The sequence below is a fragment of the Micromonospora sp. DT201 genome (assembly GCF_049841575.1).
Lineage (GTDB): Bacteria > Actinomycetota > Actinomycetes > Mycobacteriales > Micromonosporaceae > Micromonospora.
This window is the reverse complement of the sequence record NZ_JBNCKP010000022.1, coordinates 84,283-109,128: the sequence shown is the minus strand read 5'-3', so window position 1 is coordinate 109,128 and position 24,846 is coordinate 84,283. Positions and strand designations below refer to the sequence as shown.

The window sequence follows — 24,846 nt, the reverse complement described above, 5'->3', positions numbered from 1 at the left end:
GGTTTGCGTCAGATTCCAGCCGTGGAATGACGCAAACCTCTTGATCACCGGGGCGAGAGGCGGGAGAGGCCGGGGAGAGGCCGGCGAGAGGCCGGTTAGGTTGCGGCGAGGATTCGGGGTAGGGCTGCGATGGCGCGGTCTATGTCCGCGTCGTTGAGGCCGAGGTGGGTGACCAGGCGGGCGGTACGGGGGCCGAGCACCGAGATCAACACGCCCTCGGCCCGCGCGGCGGCGGCCAGGGCACGCGCGTCCAGGGCGTGCTTCGTGAGGTCCAGCGCGACCAGGTTGGTGCGAACCACGGTGGCGAGCACGCCGAACGGCGCGACCGCCTCGGCGAGCCGGGCCGCCCGGGCGTGGTCATCGGCCAGCCGGTCGATGTGGTGCGCGAGCGCGTACCGGCCGGCGGCGGCGAGAATGCCGGCCTGACGCATGCCACCACCCATCCGCTTACGGATCATCCGGGCTCGTTCGATCTTCTCCGCGCTGCCCACCACCAGCGAGCCGACGGGCGCGCCGAGGCCCTTGGAGAGACACACCGACAGCGTGTCGAAGAGCCGGCCGTACTCGATCAGGGGCACCCGGTCGGCAACGTGCGCGTGCCAGATCCGGGCGCCGTCGCAGTGCAGCGCCACGCCCGCGTCGTCAGCGACCCCGCGCAGCTTCCGCAGGGTAGCCAGCGGAATCACCCCGCCGCCGCCGCGATTGTGGGTCTGCTCGACGGCGATCGCGCGGGTCGGGACGGCGAAGTAGCCGTCCGGCCGGATCATCGCGGCCACCGCCTCCGGGTCGATGTCCGCGCCGACCGCAGGCCAGGTCCGCGAGGAAATCCCGCCGTACGCGGCAGCGGCACCGATCTCGTACGTGACCACGTGCGCGTCGGCGTCGCAGAGCAGTTCGTCGCCGGGAGACACCAACAGTTGCAGGGCGATCTGGTTGGCCATCGACCCGCTCGGGGCGAACAGCGCCGCCTCGTGCCCGAACAGCGCCGCGACCTCGGCCTCCAGCGCGTTGACGGTCGGATCCTCGCCGTAGACGTCGTCACCGACCTCGGCGGTGGCCATCGCCTCCCGCATCCCGGCGGTGGGTCGGGTCACCGTATCGGAGCGCAGGTCCACGAACAGGTCAGCCATGGTCATCCTTTCGGCTGCCGACTGCGGGGCTCGCAAGCTCACTCCTCGCGTCAGCCATGGTCATCCTTCCGACTTGCCGACTGCGGGGCTCGCAAGCTCACTCCTCGCGCCAGCCATGGTCATCCTTCCGACTTGTCGACTGCGGGGCTCGCAAGCTCAGCCACGGAGCATCTCGGCTACCAGGAAGGCCAACTCCAACGACTGCTGGGTGTTCAGTCGCGGGTCGCAGGCGGTTTCGTACCGGCCGGGCAGGTCGAGATCCTCGATGCCCTGGGCACCGCCGAGGCACTCGGTGACGTCCTCGCCGGTCAACTCGACGTGCAGGCCACCGGGGTGGGTTTCCAGCCCTCGGTGCACCTCGAAATAGCCGAGCACCTCGTCGACGATGCGGTCGAAGTGCCGGGTCTTGTAGCCGTTGGACGACTCGTGCGTGTTGCCGTGCATCGGGTCGCACTGCCAGACCACCTTGGCGCCGGCGGCGGTGACCTTGGCGACGATCGGCGGCAGGGCGTCGCGCACCCGGTGGTTGCCCATCCGGCTGATCAGGGTGAGCCGGCCGGGGATGTTGTCCGGGTTGAGCTTCTCGCACAGCTCGATCGCCTCGTCCGGGGAGGTGGTCGGGCCGAGCTTGACGCCGATCGGGTTGGCGATCCGGGAGATGAAGTCGATGTGCGCCCCGCTGATCTGCCGGGTGCGCTCGCCGATCCAGAGGAAGTGCCCGGAGAGCCCGTACGCCCGACGGTCGGAGACCCGGGTGAGTGCCCGGTCGTACTCCAGGGCCAGCGCCTCGTGGGAGCAGTAGAGGGTGACGGTGCGCAGAGCCTCGTCGTCGGTCATGCCGCAGGCCCGGATGAAGGCCAGCGCCCGGTCAATTTCCCGGGCGATCGCCTCGTAGCGCTCCCCCGCCGGGGAGTTCTTCACGAAGCCCTTGTTCCAGTCGTGCACGGCGTGCAGGTCGGCGAGCCCTCCGGCCAGGTACGCCCGGAGCATGTTCATCGCCGCCGCCGAGTTGGCGTACGCCCGGATCATGCGTTGCGGGTCGGCGACCCGGGCGACCGGGTCGGCCTCCAGCGAGTTGATCATGTCGCCGCGGTAGGCGGGCAGGCCGCGCGCGTCGGTGGGCAGTGAGCGGGGCTTGGTGTACTGCCCTGCGACTCGGGCGACCTTGACCACCGGCAGCGACGCACCGTAGGTGAGCACGATCGCCATCTGGAGCAGGGTGCGGGCGTTGGCCAGCAGGTGGCTCTCGGTGTTGTCGGCGAACGTCTCGGCGCAGTCGCCGCCCTGGAGCAGGAACGCCTTGCCCTCGCAGACCAGGGCGAGCTTCTGCCGGAGTTGGTCCACCTCGTAGGGCGCGACGACCGACGGCACGGTGTCGAGGACCTTGCAGACCTCGGCGACGGCGGCCGGGTCGGACCACGGCGGGACCTGCTCGCGGGGCAGCTCCCGCCATCGGTCCAGGCCGAGCGCGGCGTCCTCGGCGGAGTCGACGGTCGGTCGGCTGGTCTGCAGACCAGGACTGCCCACTGCGGGAGGGCTCAGCTGATGCCACTCATGGCGCATGACAGAAAGCCTACGGCGACCGTCGGGTTGCCCAGGCAGCGAGGGGGACGGTTCCGACAGATGGAAGATCAATCCGCCGGGCGCTGGTCAGGACGCGCGAGAGGGTCGGATGCCGGTCGGTGTCGGGTTGGCGGCCGGGCCGCCCGGCGCCTCCCCGGCGATGCACCAGTCGCTTCCGTCGCGGGTGACGGTGAACACCAGCGGCCGGGCGACGGTGCGCTTGCCGGCGCTGACCGAGACCGAGACGCTGACTTCCTGCCCGAGCGGACCGGACCGGACGTCGGTGATGGCCGCCTCAGGCACCTGGAAGTGATCGGCGAAGTCGCCGTTGGGGCCGGTGGCACCCAGGTCGAACCCGTCGTGCAGCAGAGCGCAGAGCTGGCTGCGGCCAGCGGCGACGTCCTTGGCGGTCATCGCGTCGAGGTATGCCTGCACGCGCTCCCGGGATCGGCTGGCGGCCTCCTCGGCGGGGGCTCGCTGGGGCTTGGCGGCCGGCTCATCCTTGGCGCCGCCGCCGATTCCGCAGCCGACCAGGGTGACCGGCAGCAACACCAGCCCGGCGGCCGTTGCCGCCAGCCTGCGGTGGGTCGGGCGCATGACCACCTCCGTCGACGGTGAGATCGAGACCTGCCGAGCCGCGAGTCTGCCACATCGGGCAGGCCCAACCCAACGGCGGCGGCCCGGCCGACGCTGGGCGCGGACCGGGCCGGTGTGTCACGGGCGGGGAGGGACGGTGCGCGCCCCTCCCCGCCGTGCGGGTGCTGCGTCGGCCTTCGGCTCAGCCGAGACCGCCCTTGATGGCGCCGATGAGCTCACCGTTGCTGGTGTCACCGGAGAGCTCCCAGAAGAACGCGCCACCGAGGCCCTGGTTGTTCGCGTACTGCATCTTGCCGTTGATGGTCGACGGGGTGTCGTAGCTCCACCAGTTGCTGCCGCACTTGGCGTACGCCGTGCCGGCGACCGTGCCGGTGGCCGGGCAGGTGTTCTTGAGGACCTTGTAGTCCTCGATGCCCGCCTCGTAGGTGCCCGGTGCCGCGCCGGTGGCGCTGCCACCCGGTGCGGCCTGGGTGACCCCGGTCCAGCCTCGGCCGTAGAAGCCGATGCCGAGCAGCAACTTGTTGGCCGGGACGCCCTTGCTCTTGAGCTTCTGGATCGCGGCGTCGGAGTTGAAGCCCTGCTGCGGGATGCCGGTGTACGAGGTGAGCGGCGAGTGCGGTGCGGTCGGCCCCTGGGCGGCGAAGGCCCCGAAGTAGTCGTAGGTCATCGGCATCAGCCAGTTGAGGTTGCCGATGGCACCGGCATAGTCGGCGGCGTCGATCTTGCCGCCGTTGCTGCCGTCCGCGGTGATCGCGGCGGTGACCAGGGCGCTGGACCCGAACCTCGACCGCAGCGCGCTGATCACGTTCTTGAACGCGTTGGGGCCGCTGCTGTCACAGGTCAGCCCGCAGGCGTTGGGGTATTCCCAGTCGACGTCGATGCCGTCGAAGACGTCGGCCCAGCGCGGATCCTCGACGAGGTTGTAGCAGCTCTCGGCGAAGGCCGCCGGGTTCTGCGCGGCCTGGGTGAAGCCGCCGGACCAGGTCCAGCCGCCGAACGACCAGATCACCTTGAGGTGCGGGTTCATCTGCTTGAGCTTGCGCAGCTGGTTGAAACTGCCCCGCAGCGGCTGGTCCCAGGTGTCGGCGACGCCGTCCACGCTGTCCGCCGCCGTGTACGCCTTCTCGTAGTCGGCGTAGCTGTCTCCGATGGCGCAGCGGCCACCTGTGGTGTTGCCGAAGGCGTACAGGATGTGGGTCAGCTTGGCGGCGGAGCCGCTGGTCTGGATGTTCTTGACGTGGTAGTTCCGTCCGTAGACGCCCCACTCGGCGAAGTAGCCGACGACCTTTTTGCCGCCCGGGTTGGGCGGGTTTGTGGTCGGCGGTGCCGTGGTGGGCGGTGCTGTGGTCGGCGGTGCCGTGGTCGGTGGGGTGGTGGTCGGTGGCGGGGTCGTGGTCGGCGGGCTGGTGGGGGTGCCGCCGCCGCAGGGTGCGCCGTTGACTGTGCAGTTCAGCGGGGCCTTGAAGGAGCCGGTGCCGTTGTAACCCCAGCTGAACGATGCACCCGGGACGAGACCGCCGGCCCAGCTCTTCTTGACCGCGACGTAGTGGTTGCCGCTGCTGGTCACGTCGGCGTCCCAGGCGCTGCTGATGGTGGTGCCCGACGGTAGGTCGAACTCGATGCGCCAGGTGTTGACGGTGGCACTCGAGCCGTTGGTGACGGTCACCTTCGTCTCGTGACCGGTCCCCCAGTCCTGTGCCCTGGTGAACGTGGTGGTGACACTGCCGGCGCCGAACGCGGTGGTCATCGGCACCGCTGCGACAGTCACGGCGACCACCGCACCGGCCCAGAGGGCCCGGCGGAGCGATCTTTTCATGAGGCGTCTCCCGAACTGTTAGGAAACCTTCCAAAAGAGATGGTGAGACGGTACTCACGGCGTCATCACTTCGTCAAGATGTACATGTTTCGATTTCCCCTGATGCGTGGATTGCCCCTGCTCCGCCCACCCCCGGGGCCCCACCCGGCCGGCGCGTAATCTCAGGTCATGACCGTCTTCGACATCCCGATCGACGCCCTCAACGGCGGCCCCGCCGACCTGGCCCGCTACCGCGGGAAGGCGCTTCTGGTCGTCAACGTGGCCTCCCGCTGCGGCCTCACCCCGCAGTACGCCGGCCTACAGAAGCTCGCGGACTCCTACGCCGACCGCGGCCTGGTGGTGCTCGGGGTGCCCTGCAACCAGTTCGCCGGGCAGGAGCCGGGCAGCGCCGCCGAGATCAGCGACTTCTGCCAGGTCAATTATGGGGTCACCTTCCCGCTGACCGAGAAGGTCGACGTCAACGGTCCCGACCGGCACCCGCTCTACGCCGCACTCGTGGACACCCCGGACGCGGACGGGCACACCGGAGACGTCCGGTGGAACTTCGAGAAGTTCCTGGTCGCCCCCGACGGCAGCGTCGCCGCGCGCTTCGCCCCCACGGTCGAGCCCGACGCCAGCGACCTCCGCGAGGCGATCGAGAAGGCCCTGCCCACCCCCGCCTGACCCGCCCCCCGGCAAGCGCCGCGCGCCGCCCCGGGCGGCCTTGATCACGCTCGAATTGCTCGTCACCGGAGAGTGGCACGTCCCCGGAGAGCCGACTGGCGACCAGCGTGAGCAGTACGTTGTGCAGGACGGGCTCCCGGCGCAGCCAGGTGCCCGCCGTGGTGGCGAAGGTTGCGAGGCCCTCGACGAGACGGCGCATGCCCGGCAGTCTGGGCAGCCGGTCGGCAACCCGGCAACCGCAATAACCCACTGGACCGGTCGGGAATGCGTCGCGGGTGGACGGAGTTGGGAACCAACATGACAACTGTGGGACTGATCGGCAGTGGCAACATCGGCGGCACCGTGGCCCGGCTGGCGGTCGACGCCGGCTACGACGTGGTGCTGAGCAACTCGCGTGGGCCGGAGACGCTGAAGGGCCTCGCCGACGAGTTGGGCAAGCACGCCAGCGCCGGCACGGCACAGGACGCGGCGCAGGTGGGTGACCTGGTGGTGGTCAGCGTGCCGCTGAAGGCCTACCGGGCGGTGCCCGTGGAGCCGCTGGCCGGCAAGGTCGTCATCGACACCAACAACTACTACCCGCAGCGTGACGGGGCCTTCCCGGAGTTGGACGCCGGCGAGATCACCAGCAGCGAGTTGCTCCAACAGCACCTGCCGGAGGCCCGGGTGGTCAAGGTCTTCAACAACATCTTCTTCAAGCACCTGGCCGCGCTGCCGCGGCCGTCCGGCGCGGCCGACCGCAGCGCCCTCGCGATCGCAGGTGACGACGCCGCCGCGAAGGCCGAGGTGACTGCCTTCCTCGACCGGATCGGCTACGACGCGGTGGACGCCGGGTCGCTGACCGAGGGATGGCGCTACCAGCCGGACACCCCGGCGTACGGCGTGCTCTACTCCGCCGACCCGAACGACTGGGAGCACCCGGCCCAGGGCGACGCCGAGACGCTGCGCGCCGCCCTGGCCGCCGCGACCCGCTGAGCAACGCCGCCGGGTGGGCCATCTCCGGCCCGCCCGGCGACCGGTCGGCGCCGCGCCAAACTCATGATCCGGCCGTACCGGTCAAGCGGAATTTCCGACACCGCGCACAGCCTCCGCTACCAGGTGGCGGCACGAAGGGCCGCGGCGAGTTCGTCGTCGTAGGTGGCGATCGGCTGGCCGTCCGAGGCGTACGCGCGGAGTCGGCCCTGGGCCATGTTCGCCGAGCGGAACGAGAACGTCCGCGTCCCCGGGTAGGCGTCGAGCAGGGGGATCACCCGAGGTGCCCCGCCCGGGGCCGAGTAGTACTCCAACCTGGCCACCTGTGGGGAGACCACGCCATTGACCCGGACCTTGGTCTTCTCGGCTCGGGTGCCGAAGGTGACCGGCGCGCCGGTGCCGTAGGCGGCGCACTCGACCGGGCCACGGCAGACGAAGAAATATCGCGGGTTGACCACGTCGTCAAGCGTGTACGCCTTGAAGGTCGGGTCCGCTCCGGCGGGCAACGGCTGCACGGCGAAGAAGGCGACCGCCACCGTGGCCGTGACGCCCACCCGCAGCCAACCACTCCCCCCGGCGGGCCACCGGTTCGTCCGGGCGGCGGCGACCGCGACACCACCGAAACCGACCAGACACAGCAGGCACACCCCGACGGCGCGGGCGTTCTCGAAGAGGAACTGCACGCCCGGCCGCATCGACGCCGGACTGAGGACCGCACCCAACGAGACGACCATGGCGGTGAGCAGCGCCGCGCCGGCGACCCGTTGGGTGACGCCGGAAGCGCCGATCAGCAGCATCGCCGCGAGCACCGGCCACACCTGGTGGTGGGTCCAGGACACCGGGGACGCGGCGACGGTGGCGCAGCCGACGAGCACGGCCGCGTGCCCCGGGCGACCCTCCAGCGTCAGGTGCCGGGCCCGCAGCAGCGCCGCCGCGCAGATGAGCGCCACCAGAGCGGCCCAGAGTAGCGGCAGCGCCGACTCGTCGACGCCGACGCGCAGCAACATCCCGTGCACGGACTGGTTGCCCAGCGAGGCCAGGTTGCCGATCCGCGAGGTCTGCCGCACCGCCTCGGTCCAGTAGGTCCAACTCTCACCCGGCAACACGATCGCGGCGAGCCCCGCGCAGCCCACGAACGTCGCCACTGCCCGGCCGGCATCGCGGTAGCGGCCGGTGACGAGGAAGTAGACCACGAACAGCAGCGGGGTCAGCTTGATCGCAGCGGCCACCCCGACCAGCATCCCGCGCAGCCGGGGCGGGACGACGCCCATTCCGTCGAGCAGGGCCAGCAGCACGATGAAGATGCTGACCTGGCCGAAGCGCAGATTGCTCTGCACCGGCGCGGAGAGCATCAGCACGGTGGCCGCCACCGCCACGACGAGCGGCCGCCGGGACTGCCGGGTGGTCAACGCGACACCGACGGCCCCGGCGATGGCGACGACCGCCGCGCACGTCGCCACCAGCCAGATCCCCTGGAGTACGCCCTCACTCACGGCGGTGATCGGCCCCAGCACGAGAGCGGCGAACGGCGGGTAGGTGAAAGGCCCGCCGTTCGCCGCCGCGTACTCGTACAACTGTCGACCACTGTGCAGGTCGGACAGTGCGCCGTAGTAGATGTGCAGGTCGGCGAGGCGATCCGGACGCCGAAGAACGAGCACACAGGACACCGACGCGACGACGACGAAGGCCGCCCACACCAGCGCCACCCGTCGATCCCGCATCGACCGAGGATAAGGGAGCGCGACGGTCGACGTCGGCCCGTCTGTCCTCGGCCCGACGAGCCAGGATCTGCGCAATTTCGGGGAAGTTGATGCCTCAGCACGGATCGATGCAGCAGTTTCCCCGATGTTGCGCGGATCTTGTGGCGCGGCCCCGCCAGCGGCAGACGCAGGGTGGGGCGCCATTGAAAAAACATCCTTTCGGCAACTTGCGCTGGAGTCCTGTAAACGGGACCCTGTTCTCTGGGTTGCCGCCCGCTTACTGAACGTGCTTCCGGAGGCGACATGCACACGCTCCGTACCGCGCCTCGCCGGCTGCTGGCAGGCTCCGGCGCGCTCCTACTCAGCACCGCCCTCGCCGCCGTCGGCACGCCCGTGCCGGCCAGCGCCGCGACCGGTGTGGACACTGTCGGATACGTCCGGCTCGCCCACCTCTCCCCGGACACCCCGGCCGTCGACGTCTACCTGGCCGCGCCGGGCACCGCCAAGCCGATGGTCTTCAACGGTGTCGCCTACGGCGTGGTCTCCGACTATCTGAAGCTGGCACCCGGTCGGTACGCGGTGGCGATGCGCGCGGCCGGCGCTCCCGCCAGCGATCCCCCGGTGCTCACCACCGAGGTCGCGGTGACAAGCGGTGACGCCTACACGGTGGCCGGTGTCGGCCGGCACGCGGACCTGGGGCTGCGGGTGCTCAACGATGACCTCAGCGCGCCCACGCAGGGCCACGCCAAGGTGCGTGTCGTGCAGGCTTCCGTGCGTACCCCGGTGCTGGACGTCGCCGCCGCCGACGGCCCAATGATCGCCAACAGTGTGCAGTTCGCGACCACGACCGAATACCAGCAGGTCGAGCCGGGCAGTTTTCGGCTGCGGCTCGCGGGTCCCGCTGGGCCGAGCGCCGACGCCGAAGTGCGGCTCACCGACGGCGCGGTCTACTCGCTGCTGGTGCTCGACGCGAAACAGGGCGGTCTCACCGCTGAGCTGCGCCGCGACGCCAAGGGCGGCACGGTCGTCCCCGCCGGCGGGGTGGACACCGGCGCTGGCGGCACCGCCAAGGCCGGGTTCGGCGCGTACCCCCTGGTGGCCGGCGGTGTTGCCGCGGCGGCCGTCGCGGTGACCCTGCTGCTGTGGCGCCGGCGGCGGCGCACCACCTGGTGAACACCGGGCCCGACGCGTCGATCCGGCGGCACCGCGACCACCGGGTGCCGCTGGCCGCGCTCGTCGCGGCCGGCGCGGCGGTCTGCCTGGCCGCCGGCACCGGGATCGGGCTGGCCACCTCCGGCTCGGCGCCCGACTCGGCCCCGCCGATGGCGAGCTGGCACCCCGGCTGCACCGACGGCTGTCCGTCCGTGGCCGCGGCGCCCGCGCCGCAGGGTCCACCCACCCGGGTACGCGTGCCCCGCATCGGTGTCGACTCCACGCTCACCGTGTTGGGCCTGGACCGTGCCGGAGCGCTGATCCCGCCGACCGACTTCGACGCCGCCGGGTGGTACGGCGGGGGCCCGGCACCCGGCGACACCGGCCCGGCCGTGCTCGCCGGGCACCTGGACTCACGGCGCGGCCCGGCGGTGTTCGCCCGGCTCGGCGAGCTGCGCCCCGGTGATCAGGTGGAGGTGTGGCGCGGCGGGCAACGGCTGTCGTTCCGGGTGACCGGGTCGCTGCGTGCCCACAAGGACCGCTTTCCCACGGAAGCGGTCTACGGGCCGACACCGGGTGCGGAGTTGCGCCTGGTCACGTGCGGGGGCGACTTCGACCGGCGCAGCGGGCACTACCGGGACAACGTGGTGGTCTTCGCGGTGACCGAGGCCGCCAACCCGGCGCTGCCTCACTCCGCCGCGGGCTGAGCACCGGTCGGCAGCCCAGGCGCGGCGTCAGAGCGGGCGGCGGCCGGCGAAGCCGCACTCGGCCCGGTGGTACCAGCGCACGTCGGAGTCGCCCTCCAGCCAGCACCAGAGGACAGCCCGGCCGGCCCGTTCGCCCGGAAAGTCGAGCAGCACCGGGGCGATGCCCTTGACCTGGATGTCGTGCTGGTGCAGCTCGTCGACGACGGCGTGCAGCCGGGCCTCCAGCCCCTTCACCTCGGCCAGCCCGCCGAGCGCGCTCACGCCGTGGTCGGCCAGGTCGGCGCGCAGCTCGGCCAGGTCGGCCCGGACCCGGATCAGCTCGTCGACGCGCGGCTGCAGGGTGGCCACCAGGTGCCGGGCCTGGGCGAGTGTGAACACGGGGCAAGTATGCGGCACGCCTGGCCCGGCGACGCGCCCGGAACGCTCAGTCGGCCTGGGCCGCCAGCTCGCGGGCGCGGTCCCGGGCAGCCTCCAGCGCGGCGAGCAGCGCCGCCCGTACGCCGTGCTTCTCCAGCTCACGGATCGCGGAGATGGTGGTCCCGGCCGGTGAGGTGACCGCCTCGCGCAGCTTGACCGGGTGCTCACCGGAGTCACGCAGCATCACCGCGGACCCGATCGCGGTCTGCACGATCAGCTCGTGCGCCACCTGCCGGGGCAGCCCGAGCAGGATTCCCGCGTCGATCATGGCTTCGACGAGCAGGTAGAAGTAGGCCGGGCCGGAGCCGGACAGCGCGGTGACCGCGTCCTGCTGCGATTCGGGCACCCGGATCGTCTGCCCGAGAGGCTTGAACATCTCCTCGGCCAACGCCAAGTGCGCCCCGGTGGCGTACGCGCCCGCCGAGATCGCCGTCATCGCCTCGTCGACAAGCGCCGGGGTGTTGGTCATCACCCGGACCACCGGGGTGCCCTCGGGCAGCCGGCGGTTGAAGAAGCTGGTGGGCAGGCCGGCGCAGAGCGAGATGACGAGCTTGTCCGCCGGCACCTTGGGGCCGATCTCGTCGAGCAGCGCGGCGGCGTCCTGTGGCTTCACGGAGACCGCGAGCACCGCCGCCTCCTCCACCGCCGTCAGGTTGTCGACGACCCGTACGCCGTAGCGGGCGGTCAACTCCTCGGCGCGGGCCGGCCGGCGGGCGGTGGCCAACAGCCGGTCCACCGGCCATCCCGAGCGCAGCAGCCCGGAGAGCATCAGCTCACCGATCTTGCCCGCACCGATCACCGCAACCGTGTGCACCCCGGCTGTCATTTCGGCCCGTACCTCCTCGAATCGGGTCGCGGCGCGGCGGACCCGCAGGCCCGCCGCGCCGCCGACCGTCGATCAGCTGCCGAAGAAGACCTCGGCCTCGGCGTACCGCTCCAGCGGCACGGTCTTCAGCTCGCGGGTGGCCTCCGCGAGGGGCACCCGGACGATGTCGGTGCTCTGCATCGCGACCATCTTGCCCCAGTCGCCGTCGTTGACCGCGTCGATGGCCTGCAGGCCCAGGCGGGTGGCGAGCACCCGGTCGAAGGCGGTCGGGGTGCCACCGCGCTGGATGTGGCCCAGCACCACGGTGCGGGCCTCCTTGCCGGTCTTGGCCTCCAGTTGCTCGGCGAGCCACTGGCCGATGCCGCCGAGGCGGACGTGGCCGAACGAGTCCAGCTCCTGGTTGGCGAGGACCATCTGGCCGTCCAGCGGCTGGGCGCCCTCGGCGACCACGACGATCGGGGCGTACTGGTGCTGGAAGCGCTTCTCGACGTAGCCGGCCACCTGGTCGACGTCGAACTGCCGCTCGGGCAGCAGGATCACGTTGGCGCCGCCGGCCAGGCCGGCGTGCAGGGCGATCCAGCCGGCGTGCCGGCCCATCACCTCGACGACCAGGGTGCGGTGGTGGCTCTCCGCGGTGGTGTGCAGGCGGTCGATGGCCTCCATCGCGATGTTGACCGCGGTGTCGAAGCCGAAGGTGTAGTCGGTGGCGCCGAGGTCGTTGTCGATCGTCTTCGGCACGCCGACCACGTGCACGCCCAGCTCGTAGAGCTTGGTCGCCACGCCGAGGGTGTCCTCGCCGCCGATCGCGATCAGCGCGTCCACGCCCTGCGAGGCAAGGTTGTCCTTGATCCGCTCGACGCCGTTCTCGATCTTGAACGGGTTGGTCCGGGACGAGCCGAGGATGGTGCCGCCACGGGGCAGGATGCCACGGACGTCCGCGATCCCCAGAGGCCGGGACAGGCCCTCCAGCGGGCCCTTCCAGCCGTCCTGGAAGCCCACGAACTCGTGACCGTAAGTGGCGACGCCCTTGCGGACCACCGCCCGGATGACCGCGTTGAGACCGGGGCAGTCGCCGCCGCCGGTGAGCACGCCGATACGCATGATCCGCTCATCCTCCTGGAGCATCAGGTAAAGCCCGATATGCCCCAGGATATGTGTCAGGTCAGACCATCGGCGCCGTTGCCGGCCCGGGGCGGGCCGTCACTGCGCACTGTAGTCGGCCCGCCGGTGCGGCGACAGCGCGCCCCGGGGTGAGGGGCCCACGATTCGTCGCTCAGTAGGTCACCTCGTGGTTCTCGCCGACCTCGGGCGGCCGGCCGGTGACCGCGGCCTTCGCGTAGCCGAGCAGGTTGACAACGGTGCTGGCGGGCGAGTCCCAGTACTCGGCGGAGCTGGCGTGCACCTTGATCAACGTGAGGCCGGGGGTGTCCAGCCCAACGGGAAACCACGCCTTGAGCAGCGGGTTCCACAGTCGCTCGGCGCGGGCCTGATCGAACCCTTCGGTGGCAGTGCCGGAGATCGACACCCAGGCGTGATGCTTCTGGTCGGAAAAGGCGACGTTGACCTCCGGGTTCACCCGGAGCTGGCGGACCTTGGCCGAGTCGGCGTAGGCGAAGAACCACAGATTGCCGTCGAACTCGGCCTCCTGGAGCCCCATCGGCCGGCTCACCTGCCGCCCGTCCAGAGCAATCGTGGTGAGCATGCAGATCCGCGCAGCCCGGGCCAGCTCGGTGACCCGGGCGCGGGCCTCGGCGGCGCTGGTCGGCTGGTTGCTCATGGCACTCTCCCTCGGCTCGGCTGGTCGAACCGATGCCCGGGACAGAACCGGTCAAACCTACGACAGTACGACCGCCAATCAGCGGGTCCTCATCGCCCGCCAGCCGTCATCGCCCGCCAGCGGGCCAGATTGTGCCGGGCGTCGACCAGCGCGTCGTGCCGGGCCGCGTCCGCATCTGGCAGAGCCGGCCGACCACGGTCGTCCCAGAGCTGCCGCAGCTCCTTGGTGTAGCGGGGGATCTCCCGGGGCAGCGCCGGCATCGCACCCCAGAGCTGGGCGAGCACCACATGGTCGTACGCGGCGTACCAGGCCCACAGCTCCACCTGCTCCCCCGGCCGGTCCCGGATCGGCTCGACCAGGAAGTCGTACAGGTCGTCGCGGATGCGCTCACGCGACCGCCAGGCCCGGTCGGCCGGAGAGGGCAGCTTGTCCAGTACGTTGCGCCGGACCCAGGGCACGGCGCGGGAGTCGTCGAACTCGGTGGAGACCGCGTAGAACTCACGGCCGTACTCGTCGACGACACCGATCGAGACGAGGTCGACGGTTGTGCCGTCCTCGATGAACTCGCAGTCGTAGAAGTAGCGGTAGACCATTCCGGCCATCCTCGCCCACCGCCGCGCGGCCGTGCCCGGCGGGGGCCGTCCCGACGCTGGCCGCGGGCCAAACCGGCACTTCAGATCACGGTACGCAGCAGCTCGCGACGGTCACGGAAGTGCTTCGAGGGGTGTACAGCAAGCGACCGGACCGTCATGATCTGATGTGTACCGCTACCGGACGCCGAATCGGTGTCAGTTCACCTCGTCAGGGCCATCAGGTTCGCCCGGTGAGCGAGTTTGTGGTCCATGACCGGGGAGGGGTTGGGCCGTGGAGATGCGCCTGCCGGAGCCGGGTGACGCGCTCACGGGTGTCGAAATGTTCGCCGGCTTGGAGCCCGAGGTGCGGCAGCGCGTCATCGCCGCCGCCGTCCCGCGCACCTACCGCAAGGGCCAGTTGCTCTTCGTGGAGAACGACCCGGGTGAGTCGCTGATCGTGCTGCGCCGTGGCGCGGTGGCCGTCTTTCGCACCGCACCCACCGGCGAGCGGGCCGTGCTGTCGGTGATCCGTCCACCGGACGTGCTCGGCGAGGTCTCCCTGCTCGACGCCTCCACCCGGTCCGCTTCGGCCGAGGCCATCGAAGACTGCGCGGCGCTCGCGCTCTCGCGCGGCGCGTTCATGGAGCTGGTGCACTCCAACCCTCGCATCCTGGACGCGGTGATGCGCTCGCTGGGCGGGCTGATCCGCCGGCTCACCGAGCAGAACGCCGATCACGTCTTTCTCGACCTGCCTGGTCGGGTGGCCAAGACGCTGGTCCGGTTGGCCGGCGAGAGCCAGGCGCCGATGATCACGATCGAGCTCAACCAGAGTCAGCTGGCCGAGATGGCCGGTGGTTCCCGGCAGAGCGTCAACCAGGCGATCGGTTCGTTCGCCAGCCGTGGTTGGCTGCGGACCGAGGGTCGCCGGATCGTGGTGACCGACGTGGCAGCGCTGCGTCGCCGCGCCGGCATGAGCGACCGCTGAGGGCACCAACGGCGCAGCAGGGCTTGGAGACCAACAGCTGGGTGGCCACGGCCGCGCGGCTCTCGACACGGGCACGGCTGGAGCCGGTCGACGGACGCGGCCGGCGGACCCACGGGCCCGCCGGACGCGCCCGGGCGATCAGTTGCTCGTCTCGTCGGCCGGCGGCGCGCCCGGCCCCGGACCGATCTTCTTCGGATCGGTCGGCTTACCGGACGTAGACGTGCTCGACGAGGTGGTCGTGGTCTCCCCCGACCCGCCCCCCTGGCCTTCAGGCTCTTCCACCATGCCCTGCTCCTCCAGCTCGGCGAGAGTCACCGCATCGACGTCGATCGTGTCGCCCGGAGCCCACCGCGTGCCACCCGGATCGGTCCAGGGGGCGGACAGTCGCACCTGCACGGCACTCTCCCTGATATGAAACTTCCTGGTACGGAACACTAACTCCGACCGATCGATGACGATGCCCGCCCACACGTCGGGTACCCGACTGGTCAGGGCTGACGCGACAATGACCCCTCTCGCCCCCGGAGCTGAACATCGACCTCAGATGTGGACACTGCGCCCGCGCGGCCGGGCCGGACGACCGTTTCTGCGGCGGGTGTGGCCAGCCGCTCGCGGTCAACTGCGCGCACTGTGGGCACCCCAACAGCACCGAGGTCAATTTCTGCACCAGCTGCGGTCAACCGCTGCGGGACCACGTGGTCGTGGTGCAGGAGGACCGGCGCCAGGTCAGCGTGCTCTTCGTCGACATCGTCGACTTCACCAGGTACGCGGAACGGGCCGACCCGGAACAGGCCCGCGGTCTGCAACAGACGTACTTCGCCACCGTGCGACGGATCGTGCACCAGTACGGCGGGGTGGTCGAGAAGTACATCGGGGACGCGGCGATGGCGCTGTTCGGCGCGCCGGTGGCCACCGACAACGATGCGCTGCGGTGCGTCCGCGCCGGCCTGGAGCTGCAACGCAGCCTGGCCCAGCAGCCCAACGGCCCACAGCCGCCGCTCGGTTTCCGGGTCGGCATCGCGACCGGCGAGGCCCTGGTCGACCTCTCCGCCACCCGAGACGGTGGTCAGGCGTTCGTCACCGGCGACGTGGTCAACACCGCGTCGCGGTTGCAGGCGTTCGCCCCGGCGGGCGGCGTCGTCGTCGACGAGAGCACCTGGTCGGCCACCCGCCACGAGATGGAGTACGCCGACCAACCGCCGGTCACGCTGCGCGGCCGGTCCGCGGTGAGCCGAATCTGGCTGGCCGTCCAGGTCCGGCCACACCGGGACCTGCGGACCGCCGAGCTGACGCCGATGGTGGACCGGGAGCACGAGCGCGGCCTGCTGGTCAACGCGCTACACCGGACGGTGACCGAGCGTACCTCCCAGTTGGTGACGGTGTTCGGCCCCGCCGGTGTCGGCAAGAGCCGCCTGCTGCGCGAGCTCGCACGGCACGCCGGCAGCCTGCCCGGAACGCCGGTCACCTGGCTCGTCGGGCAGTGCCCGCCGTTCGGCGAGAACGTCACCTGGGCCGCGTTGGCGGACATCGTGAAGAGCTGGGTGGGCGTGCCGGAGGTCGACGACCCGGCCGCCCTGCGCGAGCGGCTGCGGGCCCGTCTGGGGCAGCTCGCCGACCCGCACGCGACCCGCCTGGCCGAGGCGCTCGGGCCGCTGATCGGCATACCCGGCGAGCGGCTCACCCCCGGCGAGACCGAGGCCTCCTGGCGGCGTTTCCTGCTCGCCCTGGCTGCCACCGGTCCGACTGTGCTGGCCTTCGAGGACATGCACTGGGCGGACCAGGCGATGCTCGCCTTCGTCGAGCAGTTGGGCGCGATGGCGCGCGGTGTGCCGCTCCTGGTCGTCGCGACCGCCCGCCCGGAACTGCGGGAACGGCACCCCGCGTGGACCGCCACGATCAGCGGCGCGATGTCCATCTCGGTGCCACCGATGCACGACACCGACATCGACACGCTCTACTCGCTGCTACTCGGACAGTCCACTCTGACCACGACCGCCCGCACTCCGCTTATCGAGTTCGCCGACGGCAACCCGCTCTACGCCCAGGAGTACGCCCGGATGCTGCTCGACGGCGGCCTGCTCGACGCGGTGCGCTCGGCCGCCCGACTCGACCCGGACGGTGGCGCGGAGATGCCCCGCACGGTGCAGGCGGTCATCGCCAACCGGCTCGACCTGCTGGACCCGGCCGACCGGGCGGTGCTCCAGGCTGCCGCGGTGGTCGGCGTGCAGTTCTGGGCCGCGCCGGTGGCGACTGCGCTGGGGCGGCCGGTGGAGTGGGTGGAGCGCGCGCTGGACCGGCTGCAACGGCGCGACCTGGTGTACGAGCAGGGCACCTCGACGATGCCCGGCCAGTCCGAGTACCGGTTCCGGCACATCCTGGTGCGCGACGTGTGCTACCAGCGGCTACCGAGGGCCGAGCGGGTGTTACGGCACCAGCGCACCGCCGACTGGATGGCGCAGCTCACCAACGGCCGACAGCACGACCTGGCCGAGATGCTGGCCAACCACCGCTGGGCGGCACACGAGATCGCCCGGACCGTCGGGCTGGACACCGCCCCCTACGCCCCGCCCGCGCGGGCCGCGCTGCACCGAGCGGCCCGCCGGGCGTACGAGCTGCACGCGTTGGACACCGCTGCCGCGCTGGTCGGCCGGGCATTGGCCCTGGACGTCGGGCCGGACCCGGCACTGGAGCTGTTCGACGCGGAGCTGGCGTTCTATCGCGACGGCGACGCGTTCCTGGTGGCCGGTGGCACCGACACGCTCACCCGGCTGGCCGAGCGGCTCACTGCCGCTGGCGACCGGACGGGTGCGGCACGGGCCTGGACGTTGCTCGCCACCGCCGCGTGGAGTCGGGCCGACCGTTCCGCGACCCTGCAGTGCCTGGACCAGGCGATCGGCATCTACAGCGAACTACCGGACAGCCAGGAGAAGGCGGGCGCGCTGCTGGAGCTGGCCCGCGTACACATGCTGAACGCGGAGACCGACCCGGCGTGCGCCGCGGCCCGAGCCGCGGAGACTCTCGCGGAGCGGCTCCACCTGCGTGAGGTGCAGGCCAACGCGCGGATCACTCTGGCGGTCGCGCGTTATCTGGCCGGCTCCGCCTCGGCGTACCCGGAGCTGGTCGAGGTGACCGAGCACTGCAGGGTGGAGCGGCTGACCAGTCGACGCCGGGCGGTGCAGAACCTGGCCTGGGCGTTGCAGGAGGAGGGCGACCTGGCCGGCTCGGCGCGGCTTGTCGACGAGCAGCTCACCCTCGACCTGGGCGGCGAGCACAGCCTGGCGACCAGCTTCGCCGATCAGTGGGCGCGGGCGTACTACGCGGGTGACTGGACGGCCGCACTGGCGATGGCCGCGGAGTCGACCCGTCGGCCGACCGCGGAGTGGGACCTGCACATCGTCGCGGTCTCCGGCTGGATGCGCGGGCTGGCTGGTGCCGAGGCGAGCAGGGCCGCGGGACCGGCTGGGGCGGGTGCGGATCTGGTCGAGCAGGCGCTGGTCGCGGCCCGCCGCAGCGGATTCCATCGGGTGCTGCGCTCCACGCTGGCGCACGCCGCATTGTGCCGAGCCGTGCAGGGCCGCCGGGACGAGGCGATGGCGCTGCTGACCGAGTTGGACGAGGACTGGCGACGGACCCGGATGATCCCGTTCGCGGAGTGGGTGCCGGCCGTCGGGCACGTCGCCGGGGTGCTCGGCGCCGACGCCGCCCAGCTGGTCCGGGAGTTGCTCGACCGGGCGCCCCGGATGACTCCGTGGGCTCGCGCCGCCCGCCAGGTCGCCGACGCCACACTCGCCCGGCACAGCGGGGACGCGGCTACCGCCGCGGGCCTGTTGAGGTCCGCGGCCGCGAGTTACGCCCAGATGACCGATGTGACCGACGAGATCATCACGACGGCGTTGGCGATCGGCCCGCTGGCCGAGACCGACCCATCCGCCGCCGCGACGGCCCGCGCCCGCCTGCACGACTTCGCCACCCGCCACCACGCTCCTGCCCTGCTCCACCTGCCCTGAGATCCGCCGCCGGTCGAGTCAGTTCCCGATCGCCGACAGCTCAGCAGGGCAACGCTCGGCGGGTCGAAGCGGCCAGGCGCCAACGATCATCGAGATCGCACTCGTAAAGCAAGAACGGACAAAGAACCCCTGCCGCGACCTGCGGCGGTAGCCGTGACTTTGGAAGACGCGACACAACGCACTCCCGGAACCATGCCCTGACGTGTCACGATTCAGAGCACGGCGTGCAGACGGGCGTCGAGGAGGCAGGGGCGGTCGCGTCGAGAGGCGCGTTAAGGGGGATGTCCGGGTGTCAGCGGGTGGTGCCCGCCGGGGACGGCGGGACAACGGGCTCGACGCGAACGAGTACGCCGTCGTCGGCGATGTCGATCCGCGCGTCGGCGAGCACCTGCTCGACGTGCTGGCCGCTGGCGGGATCGCCGCCTACCTGCAGCCCTCCGCAGACCTCAATCCGGTCACCCGCACCACCACTGTTCCGGCCCGGCCGGTCGACCGGCTCTACGTCGACCGCTCGCACCTGACCACGGCACGGGACTACCTGACCCAGTTGGCCGACGAGGCCACCCCCGAGCAGCCGCCGGCCCGTGACGAGCCGGACATCGACGCCGAGTGGGCGCGGATCGTCGCCGGCTTCCACACCTCCTCAACGGCCGGCGAGCACCCGTGGCCGGCCTCGGAGGACGTGGACGAACGGGACACCCGGGACGAACCGGCCACTGGCCCCCTTTCCCGCTCCGGGGCCGACGAGCCCGGTCCGACCGCCACCGACGTCCGCCGGCTACCCTCCGCGACCGACATCTCCGGGATCTCCATCGGGCGGGGCACCCAGCCGGACGAGCCGTCGCTGCTGGACGGGCTGGACACCTTCGGGGCTGATCTGCCCGACGACGAGGACGACGAGGGTTACCACCCGCCGCCACCACCCCCGCTACCCCGCGTCAGCAAGTACGCGGTGGTCGGTGTGCTGGGCGTGGTCGTCGGGTTCATCCTCTTCCTCTTCCCGTGGCTGCTCCCGGTGGACCGCTCGGCGGTCACCCTGTTCGGGTTCACCGGCATTCTGGCCGGGTTCGTCACGCTGATCTGGCGGCTGCGCCCCGGCGACGAGGACGAGGACGACCCGGACAACGGCGCGGTCGTCTGACCCTGGCCCGCATCCCGGGACGGCAGCAACCCGCCGGAGCCGTAGCAGTGGTGTAACTTACTGTCAGTAGGAATACCGCCGTACGTCACTCCCTCCGCTGACTGACCGGTTTTTCCTTGCTCGCGGCGGTCAGCCCTCTGCTGATCGGAATGCCCGAGATGCGACAGAGTTCCCTCGTGGTGGTGGCCAACCGCCTCCCCATCGACGACAGCCAGGCGCCCGACGGGGCCTGCGAGTGGCGGCGCAGCCCTGGTGGGCTGGTCAGCGCGCTGCACCCCCTCCTGCGGCACACCCCGGCGACCTGGGTCGGCTGGGCCGGCGGCACCGGGCCGGCCCCCGCACTACCGGACGTGGACGGCGTCCGGATGCACACCGTCGCGCTCAGCCCGGAAGACCTACGGGACCACTACGAGGGGTTCGCCAACGCCACCCTCTGGCCGCTCTACCACGACGCCGTCGAGCAGCCGCAGCATCACCGTCGGTGGTGGGAGGCGTACCAGCGGGTCAACCAGCGCTTCGCCGAGGCGACCGCCGAGGTGACCGAGCAGGGCGGGGTGGTCTGGGTGCAGGATTACCACCTGCAACTCGTCCCCGGCCTGCTGCGCACGCTCCGTCCGGACCTACGCATCGGGTTCTTCCTGCACGTGCCCTTCCCGCCGCCGGAGCTCTTCATGCAGCTGCCACGCCGGGCCGAGCTGCTGCGCGGCATGCTCGGCGCCGACCTGGTCGGCTTCCAACGCGTCCAGGCGGCGCACAACTTCGCCCAGCTGGTGACCAGGGTGCTGGAGCTGCCGGCCACCGACCGGCGAATCGGCATCGACGACCGGGTCGTCCGCATCGGCGCGTTCCCCGTCTCCATCGACACCGCTGAGATGAGCGCGCTCGCCGCCCGCCCGGACGTGGCCGCCCGGGCCCGCCGACTCCGACGGGACCTCGGCGATCCTCGGCAGGTCATCCTCAGCGTGGACCGGATGGACTACACCAAGGGCATCGAGCAGCGTCTCAAGGCGTACAGCGAACTGCTCGCCAGCGGTGACGTCAAGGTCCGTGACACGGTGCTGGTGCAGGTCGCGATGCCGAGCCGGGAACGCGTCGGCCAGTACCAGATCCTGCGTGAGCGGATCGAACGCGAGGTGGGCCGGATCAACGGCGAGTTCGGCCGGGTCGGTGAGCCGGCGATCCACTACCTCACCCAGCCCTTCGACCGAGCCGAGCTGGCCGCGCTCTACCGGGTCGCCGACGTGATGGCGGTGACCCCGCTGCGCGACGGGATGAACCTGGTCGCCAAGGAATATGTGGCCGCCCGGGTGGACGACACGGGTGCTCTGCTGCTCAGCGAGTTCGCCGGCACCGCCGCCGAACTGTCCCAGGCCTACCTGGTCAACCCGCACGACCTGGAAGGGCTCAAGCAGGGCCTCTGCGCGGCGCTGCGGGCCAACCCAGCCGACATCACACAGCGGATGCGGGCCATGCGCGCCCACCTGCACGAGCACGACATCCAGGCCTGGGCCCGCTCCTACCTACACGCGCTGGACGAGCAGGGTGCCCTGGTCGGCCGTCTGACCAGCGCCGACGCCAACCCCGACGGCGCCGCTCGGGTGCCCCGGCCCGCCACCCCCACCGCCGGCCCGGCCATCCGCCAGCCCGGCGGCTGACCAACACCCCGCCAGGCCGACCGCCGGCCCGGCCGTCCGCCAGCCCGGCGGTGCAGACCTGACCGGCGCGGGGACGCCTGGTCGCTCAGTGCGCGGCGGGTTCCTTCTCCAGCCAGTCCAGGATCGCGTCGATCGGCTCCGCCCAACGGGCGTCCAGCATCAGGTCGTGGCCCATCCCGGGGAAGAGCAGCGGGGCCGAACCGTACTGGCGGGCCACCCGGGTCAACGTCGACGCCGGCACCACCCGGTCGTCGGGGCTGCCCAGGACCAGCACCGGCGGTGCGCCCACAGCCGGCTCGGCCTCCGGCTCGCCCAGCAGAGCCCACTGCGCCCGCCGGCCCGCCCGACCGAGCCGCCCGACGTACCGCCGGGCCTCCTCGTCGGGCAACTCGCGGCTGAACAACTGCCCTCGGTTGAGCCGCAACGGCCCACCGAACACCGCTGGCAACGTGCCCGCCGGGTTGCGGCGCAACGCCGCCCCCAGCACTCCCCAACCCCCGAAGACCGGCGCCACCAGCACCGCGCCCCGCGCCGGGTAGCGGGCCAACGCGTGCGCCACCACCAGGGCCCCGGCACCGTGCCCCACCAGCACCGCCTGGCGTGGCAGGCCCGCGGCCACCTGGACCACATCGTGGGCGTACGCCCGCAGCGTCGCCTCCGGCGCCGGTTCGCTGCCACCGTGCCCGCGCAGGCTCACCGCGTACGCCGGGAAACCCCGCGACGCCGCGTGACCCAACCAGTGCTCGGCGAACGCCCACGCACCGTGCCCGAAACCGGGGACGAAGAGCAGCGGCGGCCGCCCCTCCTCCAGCTCGGGAATGGCGCTGAGCACTTCCCGCCGGGCCGGCCGGACCGGCCGGGACCACTCCCGGCCCCGCATGATCCGCAACTCAGTCACTGGTCAACCTTTCGTTCGCGACTGCGGGGCCGGCAGCTCACTTGCCCTCCAGATCGTGCAGGGCGCGCTGGACGGCACGCAGGTAGTCGGCGTGACCAACCTCGAACCAGTGCCGGCTGCTGTCCTTGACCGGCCCGGAGTAGCGCTCCCCGGCCCGTTCACGCACCCGAGACGCGAACGCCGCGGCCCGCTCTGGTCGGTCCCGGCGGGCCTGCAGCAGCCGGGCGAAGAGCACCGTCTGCCAGTGCGACAGGGTGAACAGACCGGAATCGGGCTGCAACAGGCCGGCCACCGCCAGCGTCGGATGCCCCGGGGTGAACGCGTTGAGCCACAGCCCGGGCCGGCCCGCCCCTGCGCTGTCACTGAACACCGACGCGTCGAGGAACTCGAAGCGCGGCAGGTAGCCGGTGGCGAAGATGACCACCTCGGGGTCGATCTCGCGGCCGTCGGCCAGCTCCACGGCGTACGGGTGGAACCGGGCGATGTCGGGCACCGGGCCGATCCCGCCGTGGCCCACGTAGTAGACGAGCTGGCTGTTGGCGATCGGGTGCGTCTCGTACACCCGGTGGTCGGGCTTGGGCAGGCCGAAGCGGGTCAGGTCGCCGACGGTCAACCGCAGCGTCCAGTGGTAGAGCCACTGCCGCACCCGCAACGGCACGCGCAGCGCCAACAGGGTGTCGTTCACCTGGTCGGCGGGGCGGCCGAGCACGTACTTCGGCGCGTACCAGTAGCCGCGCCGGGTGGAGTGCCAGCAGCGCGACGCCTGCTGGGCGGCCTCGACGGCGATGTCGCAGCCGGTGTTACCGGCACCGACGACCAGCACCCGCTTGCCGCGCAACTGCGCCGGGTCCTTGTAGGACGAGGCGTGCATGATCTCGCCGCGGAACTCTTCGAGGCCCTCGTAGCGGGGCAGCTTCGGCGACCAGTTGTGGCCGTTGGCGATCACCACGGCGGCGTACCGGGAGGTGCGCTCCGGGCCGTACCCGCCGGTGGAGCGGGTCGTCACATCCCACCGCTCCCCCTCGGCGGGCTCGATCCGGATCACCTCGGTGCCGAACCAGATGTGCGAGCGCAGGTCGAAGTGGTCGGCGTACCGCTCGAAGTAGGAGAGCACCTGGCTGTGGTGCGGGTAGTCCGGCCAGGAATCCGGCATCGGGAAGTCGGGAAACTGGGTGAACGGCTTCGACGAGATCAGGTGGGTGCTGGCGTACACCGGGCTGCGGTCGTGTCGCCAGTTCCAGGCGCCACCGACGCTTGTCTCCCGCTCGTAGCAGTCGACGCCGAACCCGTGCTCGCGCAGATTCTTGATGGCCGTCAGGCCGCTGGCTCCGGCCCCGAGGACGCAGACCGTGTCGCCGCGGTCGGAGACCGGGCGGCCGTCGCTGCTCTGCGCGGACGAGGTCGCTTCCGGGTCGGGCCGGCCGTGGTCGGTGGAGGTGGACACCGGGAAATCTCCTTTTGTACGGCACGCGTGCCGGTCGCCGCGAAATCCTCTCCACAACCGAGCCGGATGTCCAGCCCTGATGCGGACAGATCGGCGGTCGGTCCGGGGTTGGGGTCAGCCGGTGGTGGGCAGCAGCAGGTCGACCAGGACCGGGAAATGGTCGCTGGCCCGGCGGGTCTGCGGGGTGTCCACCACGTCGTAGTCGACCACGGTCATCCGCGGGTCGACGAAGAGCGCGTCGATGCGCCGGCGCGGGTCGGCGCAGGAGTAGGTGAGCCGGTCCGCCCGGTCGGCCGCCACCGCGGCGTCGGTCAACCCGCGTGACACGGTTGCCCACGCCGGCCCGTCCGGCCCCTCGTTGAGGTCCGCCCCGGCCAGCACCGGGCTGGTCGCCGCGTCCAGTCCACGCTTGAACTCGGCGGCCTGCGCGGGACGCTCGGCCGGGTCGGTGGACAGGTGCGAGCCGGCGAGGGTGAACCGGGCGTCGCCGACCCGGCAGTCGGCGTACGCGGCGCCGCGCAGGTGCCGGCCGGGGGTCAGCGGGAAGCGTTGGCATCGGGTGCCCCGCACCTGAACGCGCAGGCTGGTCAGCAGCAGGTTGCCCAGCGCGGGCAGCCCGCCGGCGGCCACCACCAGGCCGAACGACTCAGCCAACGTGGCGGACTTCTGCCGCCACCGGAACCGGCGCGGCCCCTCCTGCACGATCACCACGTCCGGCGTCGCGGCCCGGACCACCGCTGCCAGCGCGGCGGCGTCGTCGCGCTGACTGTGGATGTTGTACGACACCACGCGCAGCGGCACGCCCGCACCCCGGCCCATCCCGGCCC

General features: G+C 71.6%; 22 protein-coding genes. 8 read left to right on the top strand and 14 right to left on the bottom strand.

Translation table 11 applies throughout. The features are described 5' to 3' along the window. Positions 1 to 95: 95 nt before the first annotated feature. The 4 genes from ACLQ28_RS28580 to ACLQ28_RS28565 form a co-directional block, all read right to left on the bottom strand. On the bottom strand, positions 96 to 1,130 hold the full coding sequence (locus ACLQ28_RS28580) for a threonine aldolase family protein (RefSeq protein ID WP_425689345.1): 1,035 nt from the start codon (positions 1,128 to 1,130) through the stop codon (positions 96 to 98). 156 nt (positions 1,131 to 1,286) lie between these two features. Beyond that, positions 1,287 to 2,693: a class II 3-deoxy-7-phosphoheptulonate synthase gene (locus ACLQ28_RS28575; protein ID WP_425689344.1), complete on the bottom strand. Its 1,407-nt coding sequence runs from the start codon at positions 2,691 to 2,693 to the stop codon at positions 1,287 to 1,289. Between the two features lie 87 nt (positions 2,694 to 2,780). After that, complete coding sequence (locus ACLQ28_RS28570; protein WP_425689343.1) at positions 2,781 to 3,290, bottom strand: hypothetical protein; 510 nt, start codon at positions 3,288 to 3,290, stop codon at positions 2,781 to 2,783. Between the two features lie 181 nt (positions 3,291 to 3,471). Next, positions 3,472 to 5,106, bottom strand: coding sequence for a glycosyl hydrolase family 18 protein (locus ACLQ28_RS28565; protein ID WP_425689342.1), 1,635 nt, complete (start codon positions 5,104 to 5,106; stop codon positions 3,472 to 3,474). A gap of 168 nt (positions 5,107 to 5,274) precedes the next feature. Here ACLQ28_RS28565 and ACLQ28_RS28560 point away from each other — a divergent pair, with 168 nt between their 5' ends. Together ACLQ28_RS28560 and ACLQ28_RS28555 are read left to right on the top strand one after the other, a co-directional pair. Next, entirely contained in the window at positions 5,275 to 5,769 is a 495-nt protein-coding gene (locus ACLQ28_RS28560; protein WP_425689341.1) for a glutathione peroxidase, read from the top strand. A gap of 297 nt (positions 5,770 to 6,066) precedes the next feature. Next, a complete protein-coding gene (locus ACLQ28_RS28555) occupies positions 6,067 to 6,741 on the top strand; it encodes an NADPH-dependent F420 reductase (RefSeq protein WP_425689340.1) in 675 nt (224 codons plus the stop codon). Between the two features lie 116 nt (positions 6,742 to 6,857). On the opposite strand, the gene ACLQ28_RS28550 is transcribed toward ACLQ28_RS28555, so the two are convergent. Next, positions 6,858 to 8,459, bottom strand: a complete 1,602-nt coding sequence (locus ACLQ28_RS28550) for a glycosyltransferase 87 family protein (protein WP_425689339.1) — start codon at positions 8,457 to 8,459, stop codon at positions 6,858 to 6,860. Between the two features lie 282 nt (positions 8,460 to 8,741). On the opposite strand from ACLQ28_RS28550, the gene ACLQ28_RS28545 reads away from it, so the two are divergent. After that, positions 8,742 to 9,611, top strand: coding sequence for a DUF4397 domain-containing protein (locus ACLQ28_RS28545; RefSeq protein WP_425689338.1), 870 nt, complete (start codon positions 8,742 to 8,744; stop codon positions 9,609 to 9,611). Next, positions 9,581 to 10,297, top strand: a complete 717-nt coding sequence (locus tag ACLQ28_RS28540) for a class F sortase (RefSeq protein ID WP_425689337.1) — start codon at positions 9,581 to 9,583, stop codon at positions 10,295 to 10,297. The genes ACLQ28_RS28545 and ACLQ28_RS28540 overlap by 31 nt, the downstream gene beginning before the upstream one ends. Before the next feature lie 27 nt (positions 10,298 to 10,324). Here the strand turns inward: ACLQ28_RS28540 and ACLQ28_RS28535 are convergent, their stop codons facing one another. From ACLQ28_RS28535 to ACLQ28_RS28515, 5 genes are all read right to left on the bottom strand, one after another. Beyond that, positions 10,325 to 10,675, bottom strand: coding sequence for a DUF2203 domain-containing protein (locus ACLQ28_RS28535; RefSeq protein WP_110564124.1), 351 nt, complete (start codon positions 10,673 to 10,675; stop codon positions 10,325 to 10,327). A 46-nt stretch (positions 10,676 to 10,721) separates the two neighbouring features. After that, positions 10,722 to 11,540 carry a pyrroline-5-carboxylate reductase gene (gene proC, locus ACLQ28_RS28530; protein ID WP_425689336.1) on the bottom strand — a complete coding sequence of 273 codons (819 nt, stop codon included), beginning with the start codon at positions 11,538 to 11,540 and terminating at the stop codon, positions 10,722 to 10,724. Positions 11,541 to 11,612: 72 nt separating this feature from the next. Then, positions 11,613 to 12,641: a 6-phosphofructokinase gene (locus ACLQ28_RS28525; protein ID WP_425689364.1), complete on the bottom strand. Its 1,029-nt coding sequence runs from the start codon at positions 12,639 to 12,641 to the stop codon at positions 11,613 to 11,615. 172 nt (positions 12,642 to 12,813) lie between these two features. Next, entirely contained in the window at positions 12,814 to 13,317 is a 504-nt protein-coding gene (locus ACLQ28_RS28520; protein WP_425689335.1) for a pyridoxamine 5'-phosphate oxidase family protein, read from the bottom strand. Positions 13,318 to 13,406: 89 nt separating this feature from the next. Further along, positions 13,407 to 13,910, bottom strand: coding sequence for a polyadenylate-specific 3'-exoribonuclease AS (locus ACLQ28_RS28515; protein ID WP_425689363.1), 504 nt, complete (start codon positions 13,908 to 13,910; stop codon positions 13,407 to 13,409). Between the two features lie 271 nt (positions 13,911 to 14,181). Between ACLQ28_RS28515 and ACLQ28_RS28510 the strand changes: the two genes are divergently transcribed. Next, complete coding sequence (locus ACLQ28_RS28510) at positions 14,182 to 14,874, top strand: Crp/Fnr family transcriptional regulator (RefSeq protein WP_088988366.1); 693 nt, start codon at positions 14,182 to 14,184, stop codon at positions 14,872 to 14,874. Positions 14,875 to 15,012: 138 nt separating this feature from the next. Here the strand turns inward: ACLQ28_RS28510 and ACLQ28_RS28505 are convergent, their stop codons facing one another. Then, positions 15,013 to 15,270 (bottom strand): hypothetical protein, encoded by a 258-nt coding sequence (locus ACLQ28_RS28505; protein WP_425689334.1) that lies wholly within the window; start codon positions 15,268 to 15,270, stop codon positions 15,013 to 15,015. A 131-nt stretch (positions 15,271 to 15,401) separates the two neighbouring features. Between ACLQ28_RS28505 and ACLQ28_RS28500 the strand changes: the two genes are divergently transcribed. From ACLQ28_RS28500 to ACLQ28_RS28490, 3 genes are all read left to right on the top strand, one after another. After that, positions 15,402 to 18,881 (top strand): ATP-binding protein, encoded by a 3,480-nt coding sequence (locus tag ACLQ28_RS28500; RefSeq protein WP_425689362.1) that lies wholly within the window; start codon positions 15,402 to 15,404, stop codon positions 18,879 to 18,881. 289 nt (positions 18,882 to 19,170) lie between these two features. Beyond that, a complete protein-coding gene (locus ACLQ28_RS28495; RefSeq protein ID WP_425689333.1) occupies positions 19,171 to 20,022 on the top strand; it encodes a DUF308 domain-containing protein in 852 nt (283 codons plus the stop codon). Between the two features lie 158 nt (positions 20,023 to 20,180). Then, entirely contained in the window at positions 20,181 to 21,677 is a 1,497-nt protein-coding gene (locus tag ACLQ28_RS28490; protein WP_425689332.1) for an alpha,alpha-trehalose-phosphate synthase (UDP-forming), read from the top strand. 85 nt (positions 21,678 to 21,762) lie between these two features. Here the strand turns inward: ACLQ28_RS28490 and ACLQ28_RS28485 are convergent, their stop codons facing one another. The 3 genes from ACLQ28_RS28485 to ACLQ28_RS28475 form a co-directional block, all read right to left on the bottom strand. Next, a complete protein-coding gene (locus ACLQ28_RS28485; RefSeq protein WP_425689361.1) occupies positions 21,763 to 22,557 on the bottom strand; it encodes an alpha/beta hydrolase in 795 nt (264 codons plus the stop codon). A 55-nt stretch (positions 22,558 to 22,612) separates the two neighbouring features. Next, on the bottom strand, positions 22,613 to 24,019 hold the full coding sequence (locus tag ACLQ28_RS28480) for a flavin-containing monooxygenase (protein ID WP_425689331.1): 1,407 nt from the start codon (positions 24,017 to 24,019) through the stop codon (positions 22,613 to 22,615). Positions 24,020 to 24,133: 114 nt separating this feature from the next. Further along, positions 24,134 to 24,838, bottom strand: a complete 705-nt coding sequence (locus ACLQ28_RS28475; RefSeq protein ID WP_425689330.1) for an endonuclease/exonuclease/phosphatase family protein — start codon at positions 24,836 to 24,838, stop codon at positions 24,134 to 24,136. Between the last annotated feature and the right edge of the window lie 8 nt (positions 24,839 to 24,846).

What these genes read in the sequence shown, in the direction of transcription:
- ACLQ28_RS28580 (WP_425689345.1), bottom strand. Translation starts at nt 1,130, where the DNA reads ATGGCTGACCTGTTCGTGGACCTGCGCTCCGATACGGTGACCCGACCC.
- ACLQ28_RS28575 (WP_425689344.1), bottom strand. Translation starts at nt 2,693, where the DNA reads ATGCGCCATGAGTGGCATCAGCTGAGCCCTCCCGCAGTGGGCAGTCCT.
- ACLQ28_RS28570 (WP_425689343.1), bottom strand. Translation starts at nt 3,290, where the DNA reads ATGCGCCCGACCCACCGCAGGCTGGCGGCAACGGCCGCCGGGCTGGTG.
- ACLQ28_RS28565 (WP_425689342.1), bottom strand. Translation starts at nt 5,106, where the DNA reads ATGAAAAGATCGCTCCGCCGGGCCCTCTGGGCCGGTGCGGTGGTCGCC.
- ACLQ28_RS28560 (WP_425689341.1), top strand. Translation starts at nt 5,275, where the DNA reads ATGACCGTCTTCGACATCCCGATCGACGCCCTCAACGGCGGCCCCGCC.
- ACLQ28_RS28555 (WP_425689340.1), top strand. Translation starts at nt 6,067, where the DNA reads ATGACAACTGTGGGACTGATCGGCAGTGGCAACATCGGCGGCACCGTG.
- ACLQ28_RS28550 (WP_425689339.1), bottom strand. Translation starts at nt 8,459, where the DNA reads ATGCGGGATCGACGGGTGGCGCTGGTGTGGGCGGCCTTCGTCGTCGTC.
- ACLQ28_RS28545 (WP_425689338.1), top strand. Translation starts at nt 8,742, where the DNA reads ATGCACACGCTCCGTACCGCGCCTCGCCGGCTGCTGGCAGGCTCCGGC.
- proC (WP_425689336.1), bottom strand. Translation starts at nt 11,540, where the DNA reads ATGACAGCCGGGGTGCACACGGTTGCGGTGATCGGTGCGGGCAAGATC.
- ACLQ28_RS28525 (WP_425689364.1), bottom strand. Translation starts at nt 12,641, where the DNA reads ATGCGTATCGGCGTGCTCACCGGCGGCGGCGACTGCCCCGGTCTCAAC.
- ACLQ28_RS28520 (WP_425689335.1), bottom strand. Translation starts at nt 13,317, where the DNA reads ATGAGCAACCAGCCGACCAGCGCCGCCGAGGCCCGCGCCCGGGTCACC.
- ACLQ28_RS28515 (WP_425689363.1), bottom strand. Translation starts at nt 13,910, where the DNA reads ATGGTCTACCGCTACTTCTACGACTGCGAGTTCATCGAGGACGGCACA.
- ACLQ28_RS28490 (WP_425689332.1), top strand. Translation starts at nt 20,181, where the DNA reads ATGCGACAGAGTTCCCTCGTGGTGGTGGCCAACCGCCTCCCCATCGAC.
- ACLQ28_RS28485 (WP_425689361.1), bottom strand. Translation starts at nt 22,557, where the DNA reads ATGCGGGGCCGGGAGTGGTCCCGGCCGGTCCGGCCGGCCCGGCGGGAA.
- ACLQ28_RS28475 (WP_425689330.1), bottom strand. Translation starts at nt 24,838, where the DNA reads ATGGGCCGGGGTGCGGGCGTGCCGCTGCGCGTGGTGTCGTACAACATC.